This window comes from Neobacillus vireti, from assembly GCF_036962345.1.
Classification (GTDB): domain Bacteria; phylum Bacillota; class Bacilli; order Bacillales; family Cytobacillaceae; genus Neobacillus; species Neobacillus vireti_A.
Window position 1 is genome coordinate 65,739 of sequence record NZ_JBALNB010000020.1, and the last position, 15,822, is coordinate 81,560.

Consider the following 15,822-nt stretch of genomic DNA (forward strand, 5'->3'; position numbering starts at 1 on the left):
AAATGAATAATGAATGGAAAAAAGAGGGGATTGAATGGATTAAAGCCTTTGCAATTGGAATTATCATTTTTGCTTTTATACGAACATTTTTCTTTTCTAACTATGTTGTCGAGGGAGAATCGATGATGCCTACTCTTCAAGATGGGAACAAATTAGTTGTCAATAAGTTGGGATACCAAATTAGTGATCTTAGCCGTTTTGATGTTATTGTCTTTCATGCAAATGAGAAAGAGGATTTTGTTAAACGTGTCATCGGACTTCCAGGGGATAAAATTGAATTTGTAGATGATCAATTATACATCAACGGACAAAAGTATAAAGAACCATTTTTATCTGTTTATAAGCAGGATATACCTGGCATTAAACTTACAGGTGATTTTAGTTTGAAGGAAATTACCGGTGAAAGTACAGTACCGGAAGGAAAGCTATTTGTCCTTGGGGATAATCGCTTAGGAAGCTGGGACAGCAGGCATTTTGGCTTTATCTCTGTCAGCCAAGTGGTAGGAAAAGTTGACCTCCGTTATTGGCCGCTAAATGAAGTGGATGTTCAATTTTAATATGGTAATCAGAAACCAGAGAGTACGATGATGATGTCGGCTCTTTTTTGTTTTTAAAGACTCTTTTCTTAATTTTAAAATTTACCAATATTGGTTTTAATCTGTATGGAGTCTTCCAAACGTTTGTGCTCTTTTTGTGATAAAATGGGATTATATAGTTTAAGAAGGGGAATCGGAAAGTGAGGAAGTAACATGTCTTTAAGATTGGTAACTGGAAGGACGGGCAGTGGTAAGACGCACCTGTGTATGAACGAAATAAAGGACCGGCTGCTGGAAAATCCTAAGGGAGCGCCGATTATATATATTGTTCCTGAACAAATGACGTTTCAGGCAGAATATCAATTGGCGACCGACCCTGTACTTGGTGGAATGATTCGCGCACAAGTATATAGCTTTTCACGATTGGCATGGAGAATTTTGCAGGAGACGGGCGGTATAAGCCGTTATCATCTTAGCAGTGTTGGAATTAGCATGCTCATTCGAAAAATTATCGAAGAAAAAAAAGATCAATTAAAATTGTTTCAGCGAGCAGCTGATAAAAATGGTTTTGTACAGCAAGTAGAACAGATGATAACGGAATTTAAGCGTTATTGCATTCAGCCCAATGAGCTAATTCAAGAGACTATGATGGTTAATCAGAGTGGTGGTTCAGCTTCTAGAGCGTTACAGGATAAATTGAAAGATTTAGAAATGATTTATAGACAATTTGAGGACGAAGTCTTTGGGAAATATATTGATTCCGAAGACTATTTTCATTTACTTTCAGAAAAGATTTCTGTATCAACCTATTTGCAAGAAGCGGAAATTTATATTGATGGTTTTTATAGCTTTACACCTCAGGAATTTTTAGTCATCAAAGAATTAATGAAACATTGTCAGAGAGTGACAATAACCATGACGACTGATCGTAAAACGTTTGAAACTCCTCCAGATGAACTGGATTTGTTTCGGTTATCAAGTGATGCTTCATACTCTCTATATGAATTGGCAAAAGTTGAAGGAATTGAAATCGAGCATTCAACCTATCTATCTCAGCAGCAGAAATGGAGTCATCCTTCACTAAGACATTTAGAGGCTAATTTTGATTCAAGACCAGCAGTCCCTTTTTATGGCCGAGGAGACATCCATATTAGTCAAGCAGTTAATCGCAGAGCTGAAATCGAAGGGATTGCGCGCGAAATTCTTCGGCTGGTTCGGACAAAGAATTATCGATTCAAAGACCTGGCTTTCTTGATTAGAAACGGCGGTGACTATCATGAAATAGTAGAGCCAGTTTTTACAGATTATAAGATTCCATATTTCATCGACCAAAAACGAACCATGTTAAATCATCCATTGATAGAATTAATTCGTTCAACCCTGGAGGTTATTCAATCATTTTGGCGTTATGAGCCAGTTTTTAGGGCAATAAAGACCGAATTATTATACCCGCTTCAGGAAAATCCAGATACAATGCGCGAAAAAATGGATAGACTCGAAAACTACGTACTTGCGTACGGAATAAAAGGGAGTAAATGGACAAGAAAAGATCGATGGACATATCGTCGCTTCAGGGGACTGGAAATGGACAGTAATGTGCAAACAGACGCCGACAAAGAAATCGAACAGCAATTAAATGAATTAAAGCTTATGGTAACTGCCCCCATTCTCCGTTTGTCAAGGAGACTTAAAAAGGCAGATACAGGCCGGAAGCTTTGTGAAGCAATCTATTTATATTTAGAAGAATTGGATATTCCTGCAAAACTAGAAAATTGGAAAATCGACGCGGAACAAAAAGGCAATCTTGTAAAAATGCGCGAGCACGAACAGGTATGGAATGCTTGTATTGATCTTTTAGATCAGTATGTTGAAATACTGGGCGAAGAAAATGTTTCCTTAAAGTCATTCTCAACTATATTAGAAGCTGGATTTGAATCTCTCTATTTTTCACTCATTCCTCCAGCTCTTGACCAGGTTATCATTGGAGATTTAGAAAAATCCAGATTAACAGACATTAAGGCAGCGTTTGTCGTGGGGGTAAATGAGGGGATTTTACCAGCTAAAATTGCCGATGAAGGGATATTATCGGATGAAGAGCGTGAAATGTTACTTGCTGCAGATGTAACAGTGGCACCTAGCAGCAAAACACGTTTATTGGATGAAAACTTTATTGCCTATAAAGCACTAACCACACCTTCCGAGGCTCTTTATGTCAGCTACCCGCTTGCGAATGACGAAGGGAAGGCATTAATTCCTTCCTCATATATTAAGAGATTGAAAGATATGTATCCCGAAATAAAAGAGCATTTTTATGGTACAGACCCTGCTGAGTTATCAGAAGAGGAACAGTTGAACTTTGTCACAAATTACAAAACAACCCTGTCTTATTTAACCACGCAGCTTCAGTTGAAAAAGCGAAATTATCCGATATCCGATTTGTGGTGGGATGTTTATAACTTTTATATTCAAGGAGAGTGGAAGCAGACGGCAGAGAAAGTTTTTTCCAGCCTTTTCTATACCAATCAGACGATACAGCTTTCAAAGGAAACAGCGGATGAACTATATGGTGATACGATACAGGCAAGTGTATCACGGATGGAACTATATAATGGCTGTGCTTTTTCTCATTTCGCACAGCATGGGCTAAAGCTTCGCGAACGGCAGGTTTTTCGTTTAGAGGCGCCTGACATTGGTGAACTATTTCATGCAGCTTTAAAGCATATATCTGATTTCGTCAATGAACAAAAACTTAGCTGGGCATCTCTTTCAAAAAAGCAATGTGAAGAACTAGCTAGGGAAGCTGTAAATGCGTTAGCCCCGAAGCTCCAAAATGAAATTCTACTAAGCTCTGATCGTCATCATTATATAAAACGAAAACTAGAACAGATTATTACCCGGGCGTCTCAAGTATTAAGTGAGCATGCAAAGGTAAGTGGATTTTCGCCAATCGGATTGGAATTAAGCTTTGGACGAAATGGCAAGCTCCCGCCATTAGCATTTTCATTGAAAAATGGTAAACGGATGGAATTAGCCGGGCGCATTGACAGGGTTGATCAGGCAACGGACGAAAATAATCAAACGTATTTACGGGTTATTGATTATAAATCAAGTGAAAAGGATGTTAATCTCAACGAAGTATACTACGGGCTGGCATTACAAATGTTAACCTATTTAGATATTGTTATCACGCACTCAGATGAATTGATAGAAATGAAGGCAAGCCCGGCTGGAGTCCTTTATTTCCATGTTCATAATCCATTAATAAGCTCTAGCAAATTGCTGAGTGCTGATGAAATTGAAAAGGAAATCATGAAGCGATTTAAGATGAATGGCTTAATGGTGGGTGACCAAGATGTCCTTAAGCTAATGGATCAATCGCTTGAATCGGGGGACTCACACATTATTTCAGCTGGTATTAAAAAGGATGGTAATCTAACCAAAAAGTCAAAAGTAGCCAGCTTAAATGAATTTGAAGACCTTAGGGCATATGTTCGAAGGCTATATCAATCTACAGGAGAGGCTATTGTTGATGGACAGGTTGCAATTGAACCTTTTAAACTAAAAGACAAAACACCTTGTACTTTTTGTTCCTACAAATCTGTTTGCCAATTTGACGAGTCCATGGAAAATCATTACCGAATACTGTCACCTCAACCAAAGGAAACAATTTTTGAATTAATAAGAAAGGAGGTTGGGGCAAATGAGTAGTTTTGTGATACCTCCAAAACCTGATGGCGCAACTTGGACGGAAGACCAATGGAAAGCTATCATGGGGAAAAATAAAGATATCCTTGTCGCAGCAGCAGCTGGTTCAGGAAAAACGGCTGTACTTGTAGAACGAATTATTCAAAAAATTCTTTCGGAAGAAGAACCAATCGATGTCGATGAGTTATTAGTAGTAACCTTTACGAACGCTTCTGCTGCTGAAATGCGTCACCGTATCGGGGAGGCACTTGAAAAAGCGATAAACAAAGATCCTAGATCAAGACATTTACGCAAACAGCTCAGCCTATTAAATAAAGCTTCAATTTCAACTCTTCACTCCTTTTGCATGGAGGTTATTCGCAAAAACTATTATCTCATTGATATTGATCCTAGTTTTAGAATCGCAGATGAAACAGAGGCTCAATTAATGAGGGATGAAGTAATGGACGAGCTGTTTGAAGAGGAATACGGAAAAAAGGATAATGAACCATTTTTTCAGTTAGTAGATTCCTTTACCAGTGACCGGAGTGATAGTGCCTTAATGGATATCGTCAGGGATATTTATGATTTTGCCATGTCGAATCCTCTACCAAGGCATTATTTACAGTCCATGATTGACATGTATGATGTTGGTGATGTAACAAATCTAGAAGACTTTCCCTTTATCAAAGCTCTTCTTTTTGATATCGAACTACAATTAGAAGGTGCTAAAGAAATGATACAGCGTGGCTTAGAAGTGACAAAGCTTCCAGGCGGACCTGCACCCAGGGCTGAAAACTTTATAGATGACCTAAATGTTATTCATACACTAATCCAAGCAAATCGCGATTCGTGGACAACCCTTTATCAGGCAATGCAGACTTGGACTTTTACAAGAGCAAAACAGGTAAAAGGGGATCAATATGATAAAGAGTTAACGGAAAAATCCCAAAAACTTCGTGAAAAGGCAAAAAAGAAAATTCAAGATATTAAAGAAGAGCTTTTCGTAAGAAAGCCTGAAGGCTTCTTACGTGATATGGAAGAAATGCGTCCGCTCATAGAAACGCTTGTCTATTTGGTCACTGCTTTTTCCGACCGTTTTGAGAAAGCAAAACGGGAAAAAGGGCTCGTAGATTATGCAGATTTGGAGCATTATTGTTTAAAAATATTAACCGGTGAAATAACCGATAGCCTACAATTTTTACCTTCAGATGCTGCATTGGCCTACCGAAATCACTTCAATGAGGTATTTGTTGATGAGTATCAGGATCTAAATTTGGTTCAGGAAACCATTTTAAAACTAGTAGCGAAAGAAGATGAGGTGAATGGTAACCTGTTTATGGTTGGGGACGTAAAACAATCCATATACCGGTTTCGTTTAGCAGAGCCTAATTTGTTTTTGGGAAAATATAATCGTTTCAGACCGGATGGTAATGGTACGGGATTACGTATAGATCTTGCAAGGAACTTTAGAAGCCGGAAAGAGGTCCTTGAAGGGACAAACTATTTATTTAAACAAATCATGGGTGTTAAGGTTGGGGAAATAGAATATGATGAGGCGGCTGAATTAAGGCCGGGTGCACCGTATCCTGAAGATGAACCTTTTCCTATTGAACTATTACTAATTGACCAAAATAATGAAAGTAAAGAATTGCCCGCCGAAGCGGCCGAATCAGAAATAGAGATAGTACCAACCGAATTTGATGAGGTGGATTTGGAAAAGTCTCAGCTTGAAGCTCGTGTAATGGCTGCAAAGATTAAACAATTAATTGCAAATGAAACGAAAGTGTATAACCCAAAAACAGAATCTTACCGTCCGATTAAGTATCGAGATATGGTCATTCTTCTTCGTTCCATGACGTGGGCGCCACAAATAATGGAGGAATTCAAACAACAGGGAATTCCCATCTATGCCAATCTATCCTCGGGATATTTTGAAGCAACGGAAGTAGCCATTATGATGTCGCTACTAAGGGTCATTGACAACCCTCTTCAAGATATCCCATTGGCTTCTGTCCTAAGGTCGCCGATTGTCGGGCTAAACGAAGAGGAGCTGGCGCAAGTACGTTTACACAGCAAGGGTACATTTTGGGAGGCTGTAAAGAGGTTCTGTCGCAGCAAACCGGATCATCAAGCGGAACAATTATATGAAAAGGTCCGTCGTTTTTATGACTTTTTAGATGAATGGCGATTAATGGCACGTCAGGGGTCATTATCAGAATTAATATGGCAGCTGTATCGAGATACACAATTTTATGACTTTGTTGGTGGTTTACCGGGTGGCAAGCAGCGTCAGGCTAACTTACGTGCCTTGTATGACAGGGCAAGACAGTATGAGCAAACTTCGTTTCGAGGGTTATTCCGCTTTTTACGTTTTGTTGAGAGAATGATTGAAAGAGGAGACGACCTTGGAGCGGCCAGGGCGCTTGGCGAGCAAGAAGATGTAGTTCGGATTATGACGATTCATAGCAGTAAAGGGCTAGAGTTCCCAGTCGTATTTATAGCAGGATTATCACGCAGTTTTAATCAATCCGATATCCGTAAACCATACATGCTCGATAAAGAATATGGATTTGCAGCAAAATATGTAAATGTGGAAAAAAGGATTACCTATCCTTCTTTACCTCAAATTGCTTTTAAGCGAAGAAAAAAAATGGAAATGCTGGCTGAAGAAATGCGTGTTTTTTATGTAGCCTTGACACGTGCAAAGGAAAAACTTTATTTGATCGGAACGTTGAAGGATGCCGATAAAAAAATTGAACAGTGGAACGATGTATCCACTCATACAGATTGGCTGCTTAAGGATTATGAAAGAGCAGCTGCAAGCTGTTATATGGATTGGGTTGGACCTGCACTTATCCGGCATCACGATAGTATCGCATTAAGAAAAACTGAGATTAATCATTCTCTTATTTCCGATGACATCGCTTTTCACCCGTCTGCATGGAGTATTACTCGAAAGAGTGTCGAAGATATTAAAAAGCAGGAAATCTTCGAGGGCATGGAGGAGGACAGTTACCTTCAGCAGGTAGAAAAAAATGTATTAATTCCCGTGACATCAGTCTTTAAAGAAGAGATAACATCTCGTTTAACTTGGGAATACTCTTTTTCGAATGCTTCGACTCACCGCTCGAAGCAATCAGTATCAGAAATCAAGCGTCAGCGGGAAGTGTCAGATGAGCATAGCGGGACCGAATTGTTATCTAGATTTAAAAATTCAATTACAAAACGGCCTAAGTTTATGCAGGAAAAGTCGTTGAGCCCCGCTGAGAGAGGGACAGCCTTGCATATGGTGATGCAGCATGTTGATTTTTCAAGACCTGTTACACCAGAGACTGTTAAGGCACAAGTAGTATCGATGGTTACCAACGAACTGTTAACGGTGGAGCAGGCGGAAGTCATCAATACAGCACTAATTGTAGAATTTTTTGAAACAGATTTAGGTCAAAGGATGATAAAAGCAAACGCAATAAATCGTGAAATTCCCTTTACTCTTTCATTACCAGCTTCGGAAGTATACCCGACATGGAAAGAGGCAGAGGAATCTGTTTTTGTCCAAGGTATTATCGACTGTGTTTTTGAAGATGAAAAGGGACTCGTCCTAATTGACTTTAAATCGGATGGAATTACAGATCGTTATAAAGGCGGCTTCGAACAAGCTAAACCGATCTTTGAAGAGCGGTACAGAATGCAAATTAATTTATACACAAAAGCATTGGAACAAATCTGGAAGAGAAAAGTGAATGAAAGATATTTATTCTTCTTTGATGGAGCCAATATTTTGAAACTCTAACATAACAAAAACAGACAAAAACGACATAAACCATGAGTGGTTTATGTCGTTTTAATTATTCCCGCCAATTGGCTGGTCAAGCAAATTAGCATCAAGTACGTTTGTACCGCTTAAACCGCTAGCAGTAAATATAATTCCCCCTGTATTGAAGCCTCCAGAACCTGTATAGGTCTTTGAAGCACTTTTTGGGGAAATATATACAGTATCCCCGAATTGAACAATTCCACCGCTTACATTCACAATCTGAACTGGACCCATTATCGCTGGCATTTACTAACATCCTTTTCTTTACTTGCCCTTAGTAATCTTGTAATATCGTATTCAAACTTCCTTGTCATTGTTCATTCTTGATGCAGATGTCTGATATGTTTTATCCGTGCTTCCATTGAGACGTTTTCACTGTTTCCAACATGCAGTATGGCGACCGAAGACATTGCAAGGATAGATATAGTATTGACCTTAATGATGGGAAGGCTATTATGAGTAGATATCGTCATGCTTTCATTGATTGGCAAAAAAGGGATTGGTTCTGAAAACACACTATAGTTTGAAAAATTACCTTCTTTTGAATTAAAAACTTCAGCTTCCCTTTGAACAGCCAAGGCACGTGAAAATCCATTAATAATACGGGAATCTCCAAGCTGGATGATAGAGGCGAAGGAAGCAGAGGTCACATGAATGGTGTTTACGACGGAAGATCTCTGGAGCATATTCTTAAGCACTCCTAAAAAAGTGGCACAAACGGCCCGATGATGAGTGATTCAGCAGGAGTGTCGAAAGTTGCAGCCAATTGAATTGTTTGTGTGTCACCAACCATTACGAGTGAAGAACTTGCAACGCCTAGAATTCGAATGGTATCAACACAGATATCCCGATTATATACTTCAAAGTTCATTTTTTGTATTCATTCCTTTCACGTTCTCTGGCAAATGATTAATAAAAATTATAATACCTTTTCTGATTTCCTGCTTGAGTAAATCAATAATGCTCTCCTCTGTATTATGTTCGCCTTCACGTTCTTTGGCTGCCGTATTTTGTATATGGTAATCAATCCTAGCTGGAAGCTGTTTCATGATATCTTGTTTGATAAAAGCTAAATAGGAATCATCTAATCTAACATTTAATTGATTTTGGGTTTCCTTAAATAGTGCTGGCAGTTCGGTTTCTAAATACTGATAAATAGATTCCTCTACTTTCATAGACCGCTGCATTTGTGCTTTAGGATGGATGGGTGTTTTTAAGGATTGATTTTCTACAGCAAAATCTTCAATATTAGCCAAATCGGATGGATTTAGACCAATGTTTAAGGTTCCTTCCAGCGTTTCAACTTTCAATTGATCGAATTTGTATTCAATTTTATCAACCCGAACGCTAGGCTTTTCCTTTAATTGCTTCATTTCTTCCTGCAATTTTTGGATGGTGTGTTCCAGAGCAGCAATTCTATTTTCCTGTGCCTGCAAGGTCATTTGGACCCATTGAAGAAGCTGTGAATAATCCTGGTACATATACCATCACCTCACTTTGAATCATCTTCTCTCCCGCCTGATAATGGCACTGCAGGGCTGCTAGATTGCCCGCCTATAGTTGGAGGACCTCCTGCAGTTGGCGCGGGCTGGGTAAAACCTCCTGTATTATACAAATAGGAGGCAGGTTTAATGATTCCAGCGCTTCCAATCTGCAGGACAGAAGAATTTGTAATAGCGTTAATTTTAATAAAGTTTATTTGAATCGACTGCTGAATATAAAAATTCATTAAAAACCAACCTTTCCTTAAGCATTAAGGAAGATTCCTTGATCTACACCATCTGCATCATATGTGTTCGTATTACTTAAATTATTATTATGAACATTTAAACTTTCACCCGTATTAAAGGAACCAGCTCCGGAGAAAGTTCTTGCGGATGAAAATGGCATAATTTTATAGACATCTCCAATATGAAAAACGGAACTGCTGTTAAGTGTTATGACTTGTGCAACTCCTACAATAGCTGGCATTAACAACACCCTTTACATTTATTCTCTTACTATCGTATGTATGGGATGGTGTAATGTGATTAAATCGCCTAATAAATGTTAAGAGTGAACCTTTTTTAGAAATAGTACGGCTTTAGGCTGCCAAACTGAAATGGTGTTACGAGGTAGGTTAGAGGAATGTTGGGAAAATTATATAAATGAGTAATATTACCTATATATAAATAAAAAATGATAAAATAGTAGGATGTAAGAAAAGGTAAAAGGCCTTATGATAAATATAAGAGATCAGTAGGAATGATGAAAACACTGATTCTCGATAAAGGCAAAACTGATGAAAGTCAGTGACGCAAAGCTAAAGGGGCTAAGGTGTACATATGCACTACGCCAGCCAGTTACCGAAAGAATAGGGTGTTTTTTAATATACTATAGCATGGTTTGTATAGGACCTTCTATGCGCTTTGTTGTAGTAAATTTGGCAACCCCCCTTTCGGTAAAGGCGGGGTTATTTATTTTTTAACAACCCCGCTAAACCGTTATCAATAAGCCAAGGTGGGTGGAATGATGGGTCTAGTAAATCGAATCCAACAAAAAACAAAAAGACAAGCAGTAAATCACAAACATGACTTTTCAAAGGTTTTGTTAAACGCTTCCTTGCGGCCGAATGAAATGAAAATTAGCGTCAGAGAAAAATATCCAATTGCAAAATTTAATGAATATCCAAAGGTATCGCTGCTGGAGAAGTATAAGGAATCAAAGATAGCGATTCATTTTGGCCCGATACATTCCTTGTTTTTGGACGAAAATGTTTCGGGGATTATGGTAAATGGGCCATGTCAAGTTTATTGTGAAAGAAATGGTAAGATAGAATTAACATCAATCCAATTTCGTGATAATGAACATATCGTGAATGTAATTGGAAAATTCGCAGCACAACTAGGAATAAAGATGGATGAAAACTCACCAATCCTTGATACAAGGCTGCCAGATGGTTCTTGCGTCAATGCTATCCTTCCGCCAGCAGCCACAAAAGGTCCGGCCATAACCATTAAGAAAACTTCCAAGAATTCTCTTCAATTAAAAGACTTAATTAACTCCGGAATGGTAACAGAAGAAATGGCTCATTTTCTAAGTGCATGTGTGGAGGATAGGTTAAATATATTTATCTCAGGTGGTTCGGGGGCTGGTAAAACTACTCTTCTGAATGCGCTATCCCATTTGATTCAGAGGGATGAAAAAAGAATTATTGGGGATATTCGCGGCAATGACGCTTTTTCCATATTCCAAGCTATAAAAAAGGGACATGATGGTTTGCTTGCTGAAGGTAACTCGAATAGTCCAACTAATTTGATTGACCGCTTAGAAATCATTTCCCTGCTCTCAGGAATGGGTACACCGATAAGGGTTATAAGGGAGCAGCTCGCTGGTGCGATTGATGTGTTTATCCATCTATCACGCTTAACTGATGGAACCAGAAAAATTACTAATATAGCAGAGGTACAGGAAATCAAAGGCAATACGATTGTGCTTCGGGATATTTATAGCTATCAATCTTAACGAAAACAAGTTATTACTATTAGCATTTTTTATTTAGGAATTTTCCAATCCCTATGTTATGATAGTGTTGCAATATGCTATTGATACATAGGAGGAAGATTAAATGATTCATGGTCACGTTACAGCTTGGGTTTTAGCCCTAATCTTATTTATTGTCGCGATATTTTTACTAAAAGGCGGAAAAGAAAAGGGAGCTAAAATTGTTAGAATGATCCTGCGCGTGCTTTATCTGCTAATTATTGCAACAGGTGTAGGCTTATTGTTCATGCTGTCAAATATTGATTTGTTGTATATATTAAAAGCGGTAGTAGGGATATGGGTTATAGGATTATTTGAAATGATTCTTGCCAAGGTTGCGCAAAATAGAAAGACGTCCGTTTTGTGGATACAGTTTGTTATCGCCTTCTTACTTGTATTGTATTTAGGTTTTGATAAACTTCCTATGTCAATTTTTCACGTATAAGATTAACCTTTCGATAGAGTTGTCGGTTCCTTAACTGGCTGCTCTTTTTTTATTGAAAAAAGGATGACAAGGGTTACAAATCATTTTACTATTTAGATAAGGGAGAGGTGAGGAATCGTATGCTGGTAAGAGTATTTGCAAATCTCCGGCAAATTTGCGGCGGGGTTGGGGTAGAGGTTAAACCGGAAGGCAGACGGGTAATCGATATACTCAATAAAATGATTGAAATGTTTCCAGATTTAAAGGATGAAATTTTTACAGAGGAAAAAGAGCTCCTTCCTTTTGTTCATGTTTTTATTAATGGTAGAAATATTATCCATTTAGATGGGCTTGACACGATTGTCCATGAGAACGATCAATTTGCCCTGTTTCCTCCAGTGGCAGGTGGATAAAATGCCACAGCAGGAACTGGAGTTTCGTGGAATTAATCGTAAACATCTTGAAATGTATTTCGCGGAATTAGGGGGTAAACAGATTACAAATTTATATCCTATCACTTATCAAACGGATGACTGGATTGGGGAAATTTTAAGTGAAGAGGAACTTACCATAACCTCCACTTTTAAAGTAAATCGTGTCTATATCCGATTTACTGCAAACGACGGCGAGGCTCTTAAGGAAATTATTAAAAAATTTCGTGTAAAAACAACTAGAATCGGCGGATAGATTCGCCATAACAAAAGGCTTCTGCAAAATAGTGCAGAAGCCTTTACCTATTAAACTAACTGATTTTCTGGGCCAATAATTTCAAGCTCACGAAGCTTTTCTTCGGTCACTTTTCCGTTTTTCCAGCCGCGAACCTGATAATACTCAGTAAGCATGATGTCCATACGGCTTACTTCTCCTGCACTATTACCGGAGGCTGGCTCTTCCGTGAATCGTTTTGGAAGATAGTCATCATCTTCTTTATTGAATCCTGCTAAATTATTGTAATAACGCTCAAGATTATAGATTCTTTCTCCGGCCTTCATTACATCATCAGCAGTCATTGAAATACCAGTCATCCCGCTATACTGCTCAGCATAGTGTTCAGCGTTTTCGGAGAAAGACGAAAACTTACAAATATTCATAGAATCAGAGAATGCAAGCATATCTTGGAATATTTTTAATAGTTCACCTTTTCCTTCAGGCTTCAAGCGGTCAGTTGGTTCAGGGATACCCGCGATTTCGCTTGCTACCGTATAACCGCGTAAATGGCAGGCTCCGCGGTTACTGGTTGCATAACCGAGGCCTATCCCTTGAATTCCGCGTGGATCATAGGCTGGAATGGACTGACCCTTAACAGACATAGATAGCTCTGGTGCTCCCCATGAAGCAGTTGCTCTTGCTGGACCCTCGGCAAGGATCCCACCAAAACCTTCACGGTATGCAATTTTCTTTGTCAATTCAATCATTGAATCGGCATCGCCCCAGATTAGCTCCTCGGTGATTAGTCCTTTTTCATATGCTTCCATTGTAACGGAGAAGCAATGTCCTAGCTCAATCGTATCTAGACCATACTCATTACAACGGTCAATTAGATAAGAAATTGCCTCTGCGTCACTTAACAAACAATTAGATCCAAGTGACCAAGCAGATTCGAATTCAATACTTTCGACTCTAGTTTTATACTTTCCATCCTTTACTTCAACTTCGATTTTACAGCCTACAGGGCATGCATGGCAGGTATTATTCTTAATTAATAAATGTTCATTTACAAACTCACCACTGTGTTTTTCAGCCTCATCCCAATGAGTGAACTGAGAATTCTTTGTCGGAAGAGCACCCACTTCATTGATAATGTTTGTTAAAACATTTGTGCCGTAAACGGAAAGACCACCTTTATTTGGTGCAGTTAGGCCGCCATCAAGAATGGCTTTTACTGCCTTTTTATTTGCTTCTTTATATTCAATTTCTAACTTCGGCTGTGGCATATTTCCTTTTTGCGGCGCCTTAATCGCAATCGCTTTCAACTTTTTATAACCTGCTACTGCTGCAGTACCGCCACGTCCTGCTGCACGATCATGTTCGTTAATAAACGATGCGAATCGAACCGTATTTTCACCTGCTTGACCGATTGTCATTACACTAAGGTCTTGTTCTCCATGCTTTGCTTGCAGCGTTTTAACTGTTTCTCTTGTTCCTTTACCCCATAAGTCAGAAGCATCGCGTAATTCTGCCTTTCCATCTTCAATATAAAGGTATACTGGTTTATCACTTTTTCCAGCGAAGATGATATTGTCGATACCTGCCCATTTTAGACGAGCTGCCGTCCAACCGCCCATATGAGAATCTGTTACTGTTCCTGTCAACGGAGATTTTGTCACAACACAAAGTCGTCCGCTCATTGAAGAGCGTGATCCTGTTACAGGACCTGTCATGATACATAGAATATTTTCAGGTGATAATGGCTCTACCTCAGGACCGTTATCAAGTACATATTTGACACCCAGACCACGGCCGCCTATGTACTTCTTTGCATCCTCCTCATTAATAGGCCTGTAATTTACGGTTCCAGCTGTTAAATCAACTACAACTTCTTTGTTTAAAAATCCACCTAGATTCAATGTTTCTTCCTCTCTTTCATTGATATTAGATGCTAATATCCTATTTTTGGATAGAATAGGATACCCCTCCTAAAAAGATAAATAAACCCAACTTCTATTATACTATTATTTTTTATTATTTAATATTTAAAGTTTTCTGAAATTACATTAAAATTAACATGTTACGTCAGAGAACTATTAATTTAGAAAAGAGGACTTCAGATGGACGATTTAGGACGCTATTCAAGACAGATGCTTTTTTCAGGAATTGGGAAAGAAGGACAGTTAAAATTGCTGAAAAGCAAGGTGGCGATTGTCGGTGTTGGCGCATTGGGAACCATCGCTGCCAATCATTTGGTCCGGTCTGGTGTGGGTTACATCAGGTTAATTGATAGGGATGTAGTGGACTTGTCAAATTTACAGCGACAATCCCTTTTTAATGAAGAAGATGTAAATCTAAATCTTCCAAAGGTAATTGCCGCACAAAAGAGATTGAATACGATTAACTCGACTGTCACAGTTGATGCCGTTATTGCAGATGTAAATGTAGATAATGCCGAAGATCTATTGTCCGGGTTTGATTGTCTTATTGACGGTACCGATAATTTTATGACTCGTTATCTAATAAATGATGTTGCGATAAAGTATGGGATTCCTTGGATTCATGGTGCAGCAGTTAGTTCTAGAGGAATGTATGCTGTTATAAAACCAGGAATCACACCATGTTATCGCTGTTTATTTCCGCACGTACCAATTGGCAGAGGTGAAACCTGTGACACCATAGGAGTTCTCTCTCCTATTACAGATATTATTGGATCTTTCCAAGCAATTGAAGCGATCAAACTGCTGACAGGGGCAGCTACAAGTCCAAATCTTGAGCAAATTGATATTTGGGATCCCTCTTTATTTTCAATGAATATTATGGATGGAAAGAATCCACATTGTCCGGCATGTGTAAACCGTCAGTTTGACTTTCTCAATCGGTCATCTTCCCTTCAAGAATCGTATAGTTCTCTTTGTGGACGAGATACCGTACAGATTTATTTTAGGGAAAAGCAGGAACGTGATTTACTAAAGCTTGGTGAGAGGCTGAAAATGCATGGTAAGGTTACGGGAAACCAATTCTTACTTCGTTTTTCTCCAGATAAAGAAACTTCTATCGTGGTATTCAAGGATGGGCGAGTTTTGGTACATGGTACAAACGATATCGTAAAAGCAAAATCTATGTATTCAAGATATATTGGAAATTAATTGAAAAAAAAGTGTGTTTTTCTTCAAATGAAAAACACACTT

General features: G+C 38.7%; 15 protein-coding genes and 1 riboswitch. Of the genes, 8 read left to right on the forward strand and 7 right to left on the reverse strand.

Annotation, left to right across the window (positions count from 1 at the left end; all coding sequences use genetic code 11):
• The first annotated feature begins 2 nt into the window (after window positions 1-2).
• The 3 genes from lepB to addA all read left to right on the forward strand — a co-directional run bounded on the left by lepB (window position 3) and on the right by addA (window position 8,013).
• Window positions 3-557 carry a signal peptidase I gene (gene lepB, locus V7108_RS23655; protein ID WP_335518965.1) on the forward strand — a complete coding sequence of 185 codons (555 nt, stop codon included), beginning with the start codon at window positions 3-5 and terminating at the stop codon, window positions 555-557.
• Between the two features lie 192 nt (window positions 558-749).
• A complete protein-coding gene (addB, locus tag V7108_RS23660) occupies window positions 750-4,244 on the forward strand; it encodes a helicase-exonuclease AddAB subunit AddB (protein WP_335569627.1) in 3,495 nt (1,164 codons plus the stop codon).
• Window positions 4,237-8,013: a helicase-exonuclease AddAB subunit AddA gene (gene addA / locus V7108_RS23665; protein ID WP_335569628.1), complete on the forward strand. Its 3,777-nt coding sequence runs from the start codon at window positions 4,237-4,239 to the stop codon at window positions 8,011-8,013. The genes addB and addA overlap by 8 nt, the downstream gene beginning before the upstream one ends.
• Before the next feature lie 51 nt (window positions 8,014-8,064).
• Here the strand turns inward: addA and V7108_RS23670 are convergent, their stop codons facing one another.
• From V7108_RS23670 to V7108_RS23695, 6 genes are all read right to left on the reverse strand, one after another.
• Window positions 8,065-8,283 (reverse strand): spore germination protein, encoded by a 219-nt coding sequence (locus tag V7108_RS23670; protein WP_335518954.1) that lies wholly within the window; start codon window positions 8,281-8,283, stop codon window positions 8,065-8,067.
• A gap of 71 nt (window positions 8,284-8,354) precedes the next feature.
• On the reverse strand, window positions 8,355-8,723 hold the full coding sequence (locus tag V7108_RS23675) for a spore germination protein GerPE (protein WP_335518952.1): 369 nt from the start codon (window positions 8,721-8,723) through the stop codon (window positions 8,355-8,357).
• A gap of 14 nt (window positions 8,724-8,737) precedes the next feature.
• On the reverse strand, window positions 8,738-8,908 hold the full coding sequence (locus V7108_RS23680) for a spore gernimation protein GerPD (RefSeq protein ID WP_090763346.1): 171 nt from the start codon (window positions 8,906-8,908) through the stop codon (window positions 8,738-8,740).
• Window positions 8,898-9,518: a spore germination protein GerPC gene (gene gerPC, locus V7108_RS23685; protein ID WP_335569629.1), complete on the reverse strand. Its 621-nt coding sequence runs from the start codon at window positions 9,516-9,518 to the stop codon at window positions 8,898-8,900. The genes V7108_RS23680 and gerPC overlap by 11 nt, the downstream gene beginning before the upstream one ends.
• Window positions 9,519-9,529: 11 nt before the next feature.
• Window positions 9,530-9,766: a spore germination protein GerPB gene (locus V7108_RS23690; protein WP_335569630.1), complete on the reverse strand. Its 237-nt coding sequence runs from the start codon at window positions 9,764-9,766 to the stop codon at window positions 9,530-9,532.
• A gap of 17 nt (window positions 9,767-9,783) precedes the next feature.
• Window positions 9,784-10,008, reverse strand: a complete 225-nt coding sequence (locus V7108_RS23695) for a spore germination protein (RefSeq protein ID WP_335569631.1) — start codon at window positions 10,006-10,008, stop codon at window positions 9,784-9,786.
• A gap of 290 nt (window positions 10,009-10,298) precedes the next feature.
• Window positions 10,299-10,387, forward strand: a riboswitch (cyclic di-GMP riboswitch).
• Between the two features lie 161 nt (window positions 10,388-10,548).
• Between V7108_RS23695 and V7108_RS23700 the strand changes: the two genes are divergently transcribed.
• The 4 genes from V7108_RS23700 to V7108_RS23715 all read left to right on the forward strand — a co-directional run bounded on the left by V7108_RS23700 (window position 10,549) and on the right by V7108_RS23715 (window position 12,670).
• Complete coding sequence (locus tag V7108_RS23700) at window positions 10,549-11,541, forward strand: CpaF family protein (protein ID WP_335516578.1); 993 nt, start codon at window positions 10,549-10,551, stop codon at window positions 11,539-11,541.
• A 103-nt stretch (window positions 11,542-11,644) separates the two neighbouring features.
• Window positions 11,645-12,004 (forward strand): YisL family protein, encoded by a 360-nt coding sequence (locus tag V7108_RS23705; RefSeq protein ID WP_335516581.1) that lies wholly within the window; start codon window positions 11,645-11,647, stop codon window positions 12,002-12,004.
• A 119-nt stretch (window positions 12,005-12,123) separates the two neighbouring features.
• Window positions 12,124-12,396 (forward strand): ubiquitin-like small modifier protein 1, encoded by a 273-nt coding sequence (locus V7108_RS23710; RefSeq protein WP_335516584.1) that lies wholly within the window; start codon window positions 12,124-12,126, stop codon window positions 12,394-12,396.
• A gap of 1 nt (window position 12,397) precedes the next feature.
• On the forward strand, window positions 12,398-12,670 hold the full coding sequence (locus tag V7108_RS23715; RefSeq protein WP_335516585.1) for a hypothetical protein: 273 nt from the start codon (window positions 12,398-12,400) through the stop codon (window positions 12,668-12,670).
• 50 nt (window positions 12,671-12,720) lie between these two features.
• Here V7108_RS23715 and V7108_RS23720 read toward each other — a convergent pair whose 3' ends face one another.
• Window positions 12,721-14,550, reverse strand: a complete 1,830-nt coding sequence (locus V7108_RS23720) for an aldehyde ferredoxin oxidoreductase family protein (RefSeq protein ID WP_335516588.1) — start codon at window positions 14,548-14,550, stop codon at window positions 12,721-12,723.
• 201 nt (window positions 14,551-14,751) lie between these two features.
• On the opposite strand from V7108_RS23720, the gene V7108_RS23725 reads away from it, so the two are divergent.
• On the forward strand, window positions 14,752-15,780 hold the full coding sequence (locus V7108_RS23725) for a ThiF family adenylyltransferase (RefSeq protein WP_335569632.1): 1,029 nt from the start codon (window positions 14,752-14,754) through the stop codon (window positions 15,778-15,780).
• Window positions 15,781-15,822: the final 42 nt, after the last annotated feature.

Excerpts from the sequence above, each read along its gene's own strand:
- lepB (WP_335518965.1), top strand. The coding sequence starts at position 3 with ATGAATAATGAATGGAAAAAAGAGGGGATTGAATGGATTAAAGCCTTT.
- addB (WP_335569627.1), top strand. The coding sequence starts at position 750 with ATGTCTTTAAGATTGGTAACTGGAAGGACGGGCAGTGGTAAGACGCAC.
- addA (WP_335569628.1), top strand. The coding sequence starts at position 4,237 with ATGAGTAGTTTTGTGATACCTCCAAAACCTGATGGCGCAACTTGGACG.
- V7108_RS23670 (WP_335518954.1), bottom strand. The coding sequence starts at position 8,283 with ATGCCAGCGATAATGGGTCCAGTTCAGATTGTGAATGTAAGCGGTGGA.
- V7108_RS23675 (WP_335518952.1), bottom strand. The coding sequence starts at position 8,723 with ATGCTCCAGAGATCTTCCGTCGTAAACACCATTCATGTGACCTCTGCT.
- V7108_RS23680 (WP_090763346.1), bottom strand. The coding sequence starts at position 8,908 with ATGAACTTTGAAGTATATAATCGGGATATCTGTGTTGATACCATTCGA.
- gerPC (WP_335569629.1), bottom strand. The coding sequence starts at position 9,518 with ATGTACCAGGATTATTCACAGCTTCTTCAATGGGTCCAAATGACCTTG.
- V7108_RS23690 (WP_335569630.1), bottom strand. The coding sequence starts at position 9,766 with ATGAATTTTTATATTCAGCAGTCGATTCAAATAAACTTTATTAAAATT.
- V7108_RS23695 (WP_335569631.1), bottom strand. The coding sequence starts at position 10,008 with ATGCCAGCTATTGTAGGAGTTGCACAAGTCATAACACTTAACAGCAGT.
- V7108_RS23700 (WP_335516578.1), top strand. The coding sequence starts at position 10,549 with ATGGGTCTAGTAAATCGAATCCAACAAAAAACAAAAAGACAAGCAGTA.
- V7108_RS23705 (WP_335516581.1), top strand. The coding sequence starts at position 11,645 with ATGATTCATGGTCACGTTACAGCTTGGGTTTTAGCCCTAATCTTATTT.
- V7108_RS23710 (WP_335516584.1), top strand. The coding sequence starts at position 12,124 with ATGCTGGTAAGAGTATTTGCAAATCTCCGGCAAATTTGCGGCGGGGTT.
- V7108_RS23715 (WP_335516585.1), top strand. The coding sequence starts at position 12,398 with ATGCCACAGCAGGAACTGGAGTTTCGTGGAATTAATCGTAAACATCTT.
- V7108_RS23725 (WP_335569632.1), top strand. The coding sequence starts at position 14,752 with ATGGACGATTTAGGACGCTATTCAAGACAGATGCTTTTTTCAGGAATT.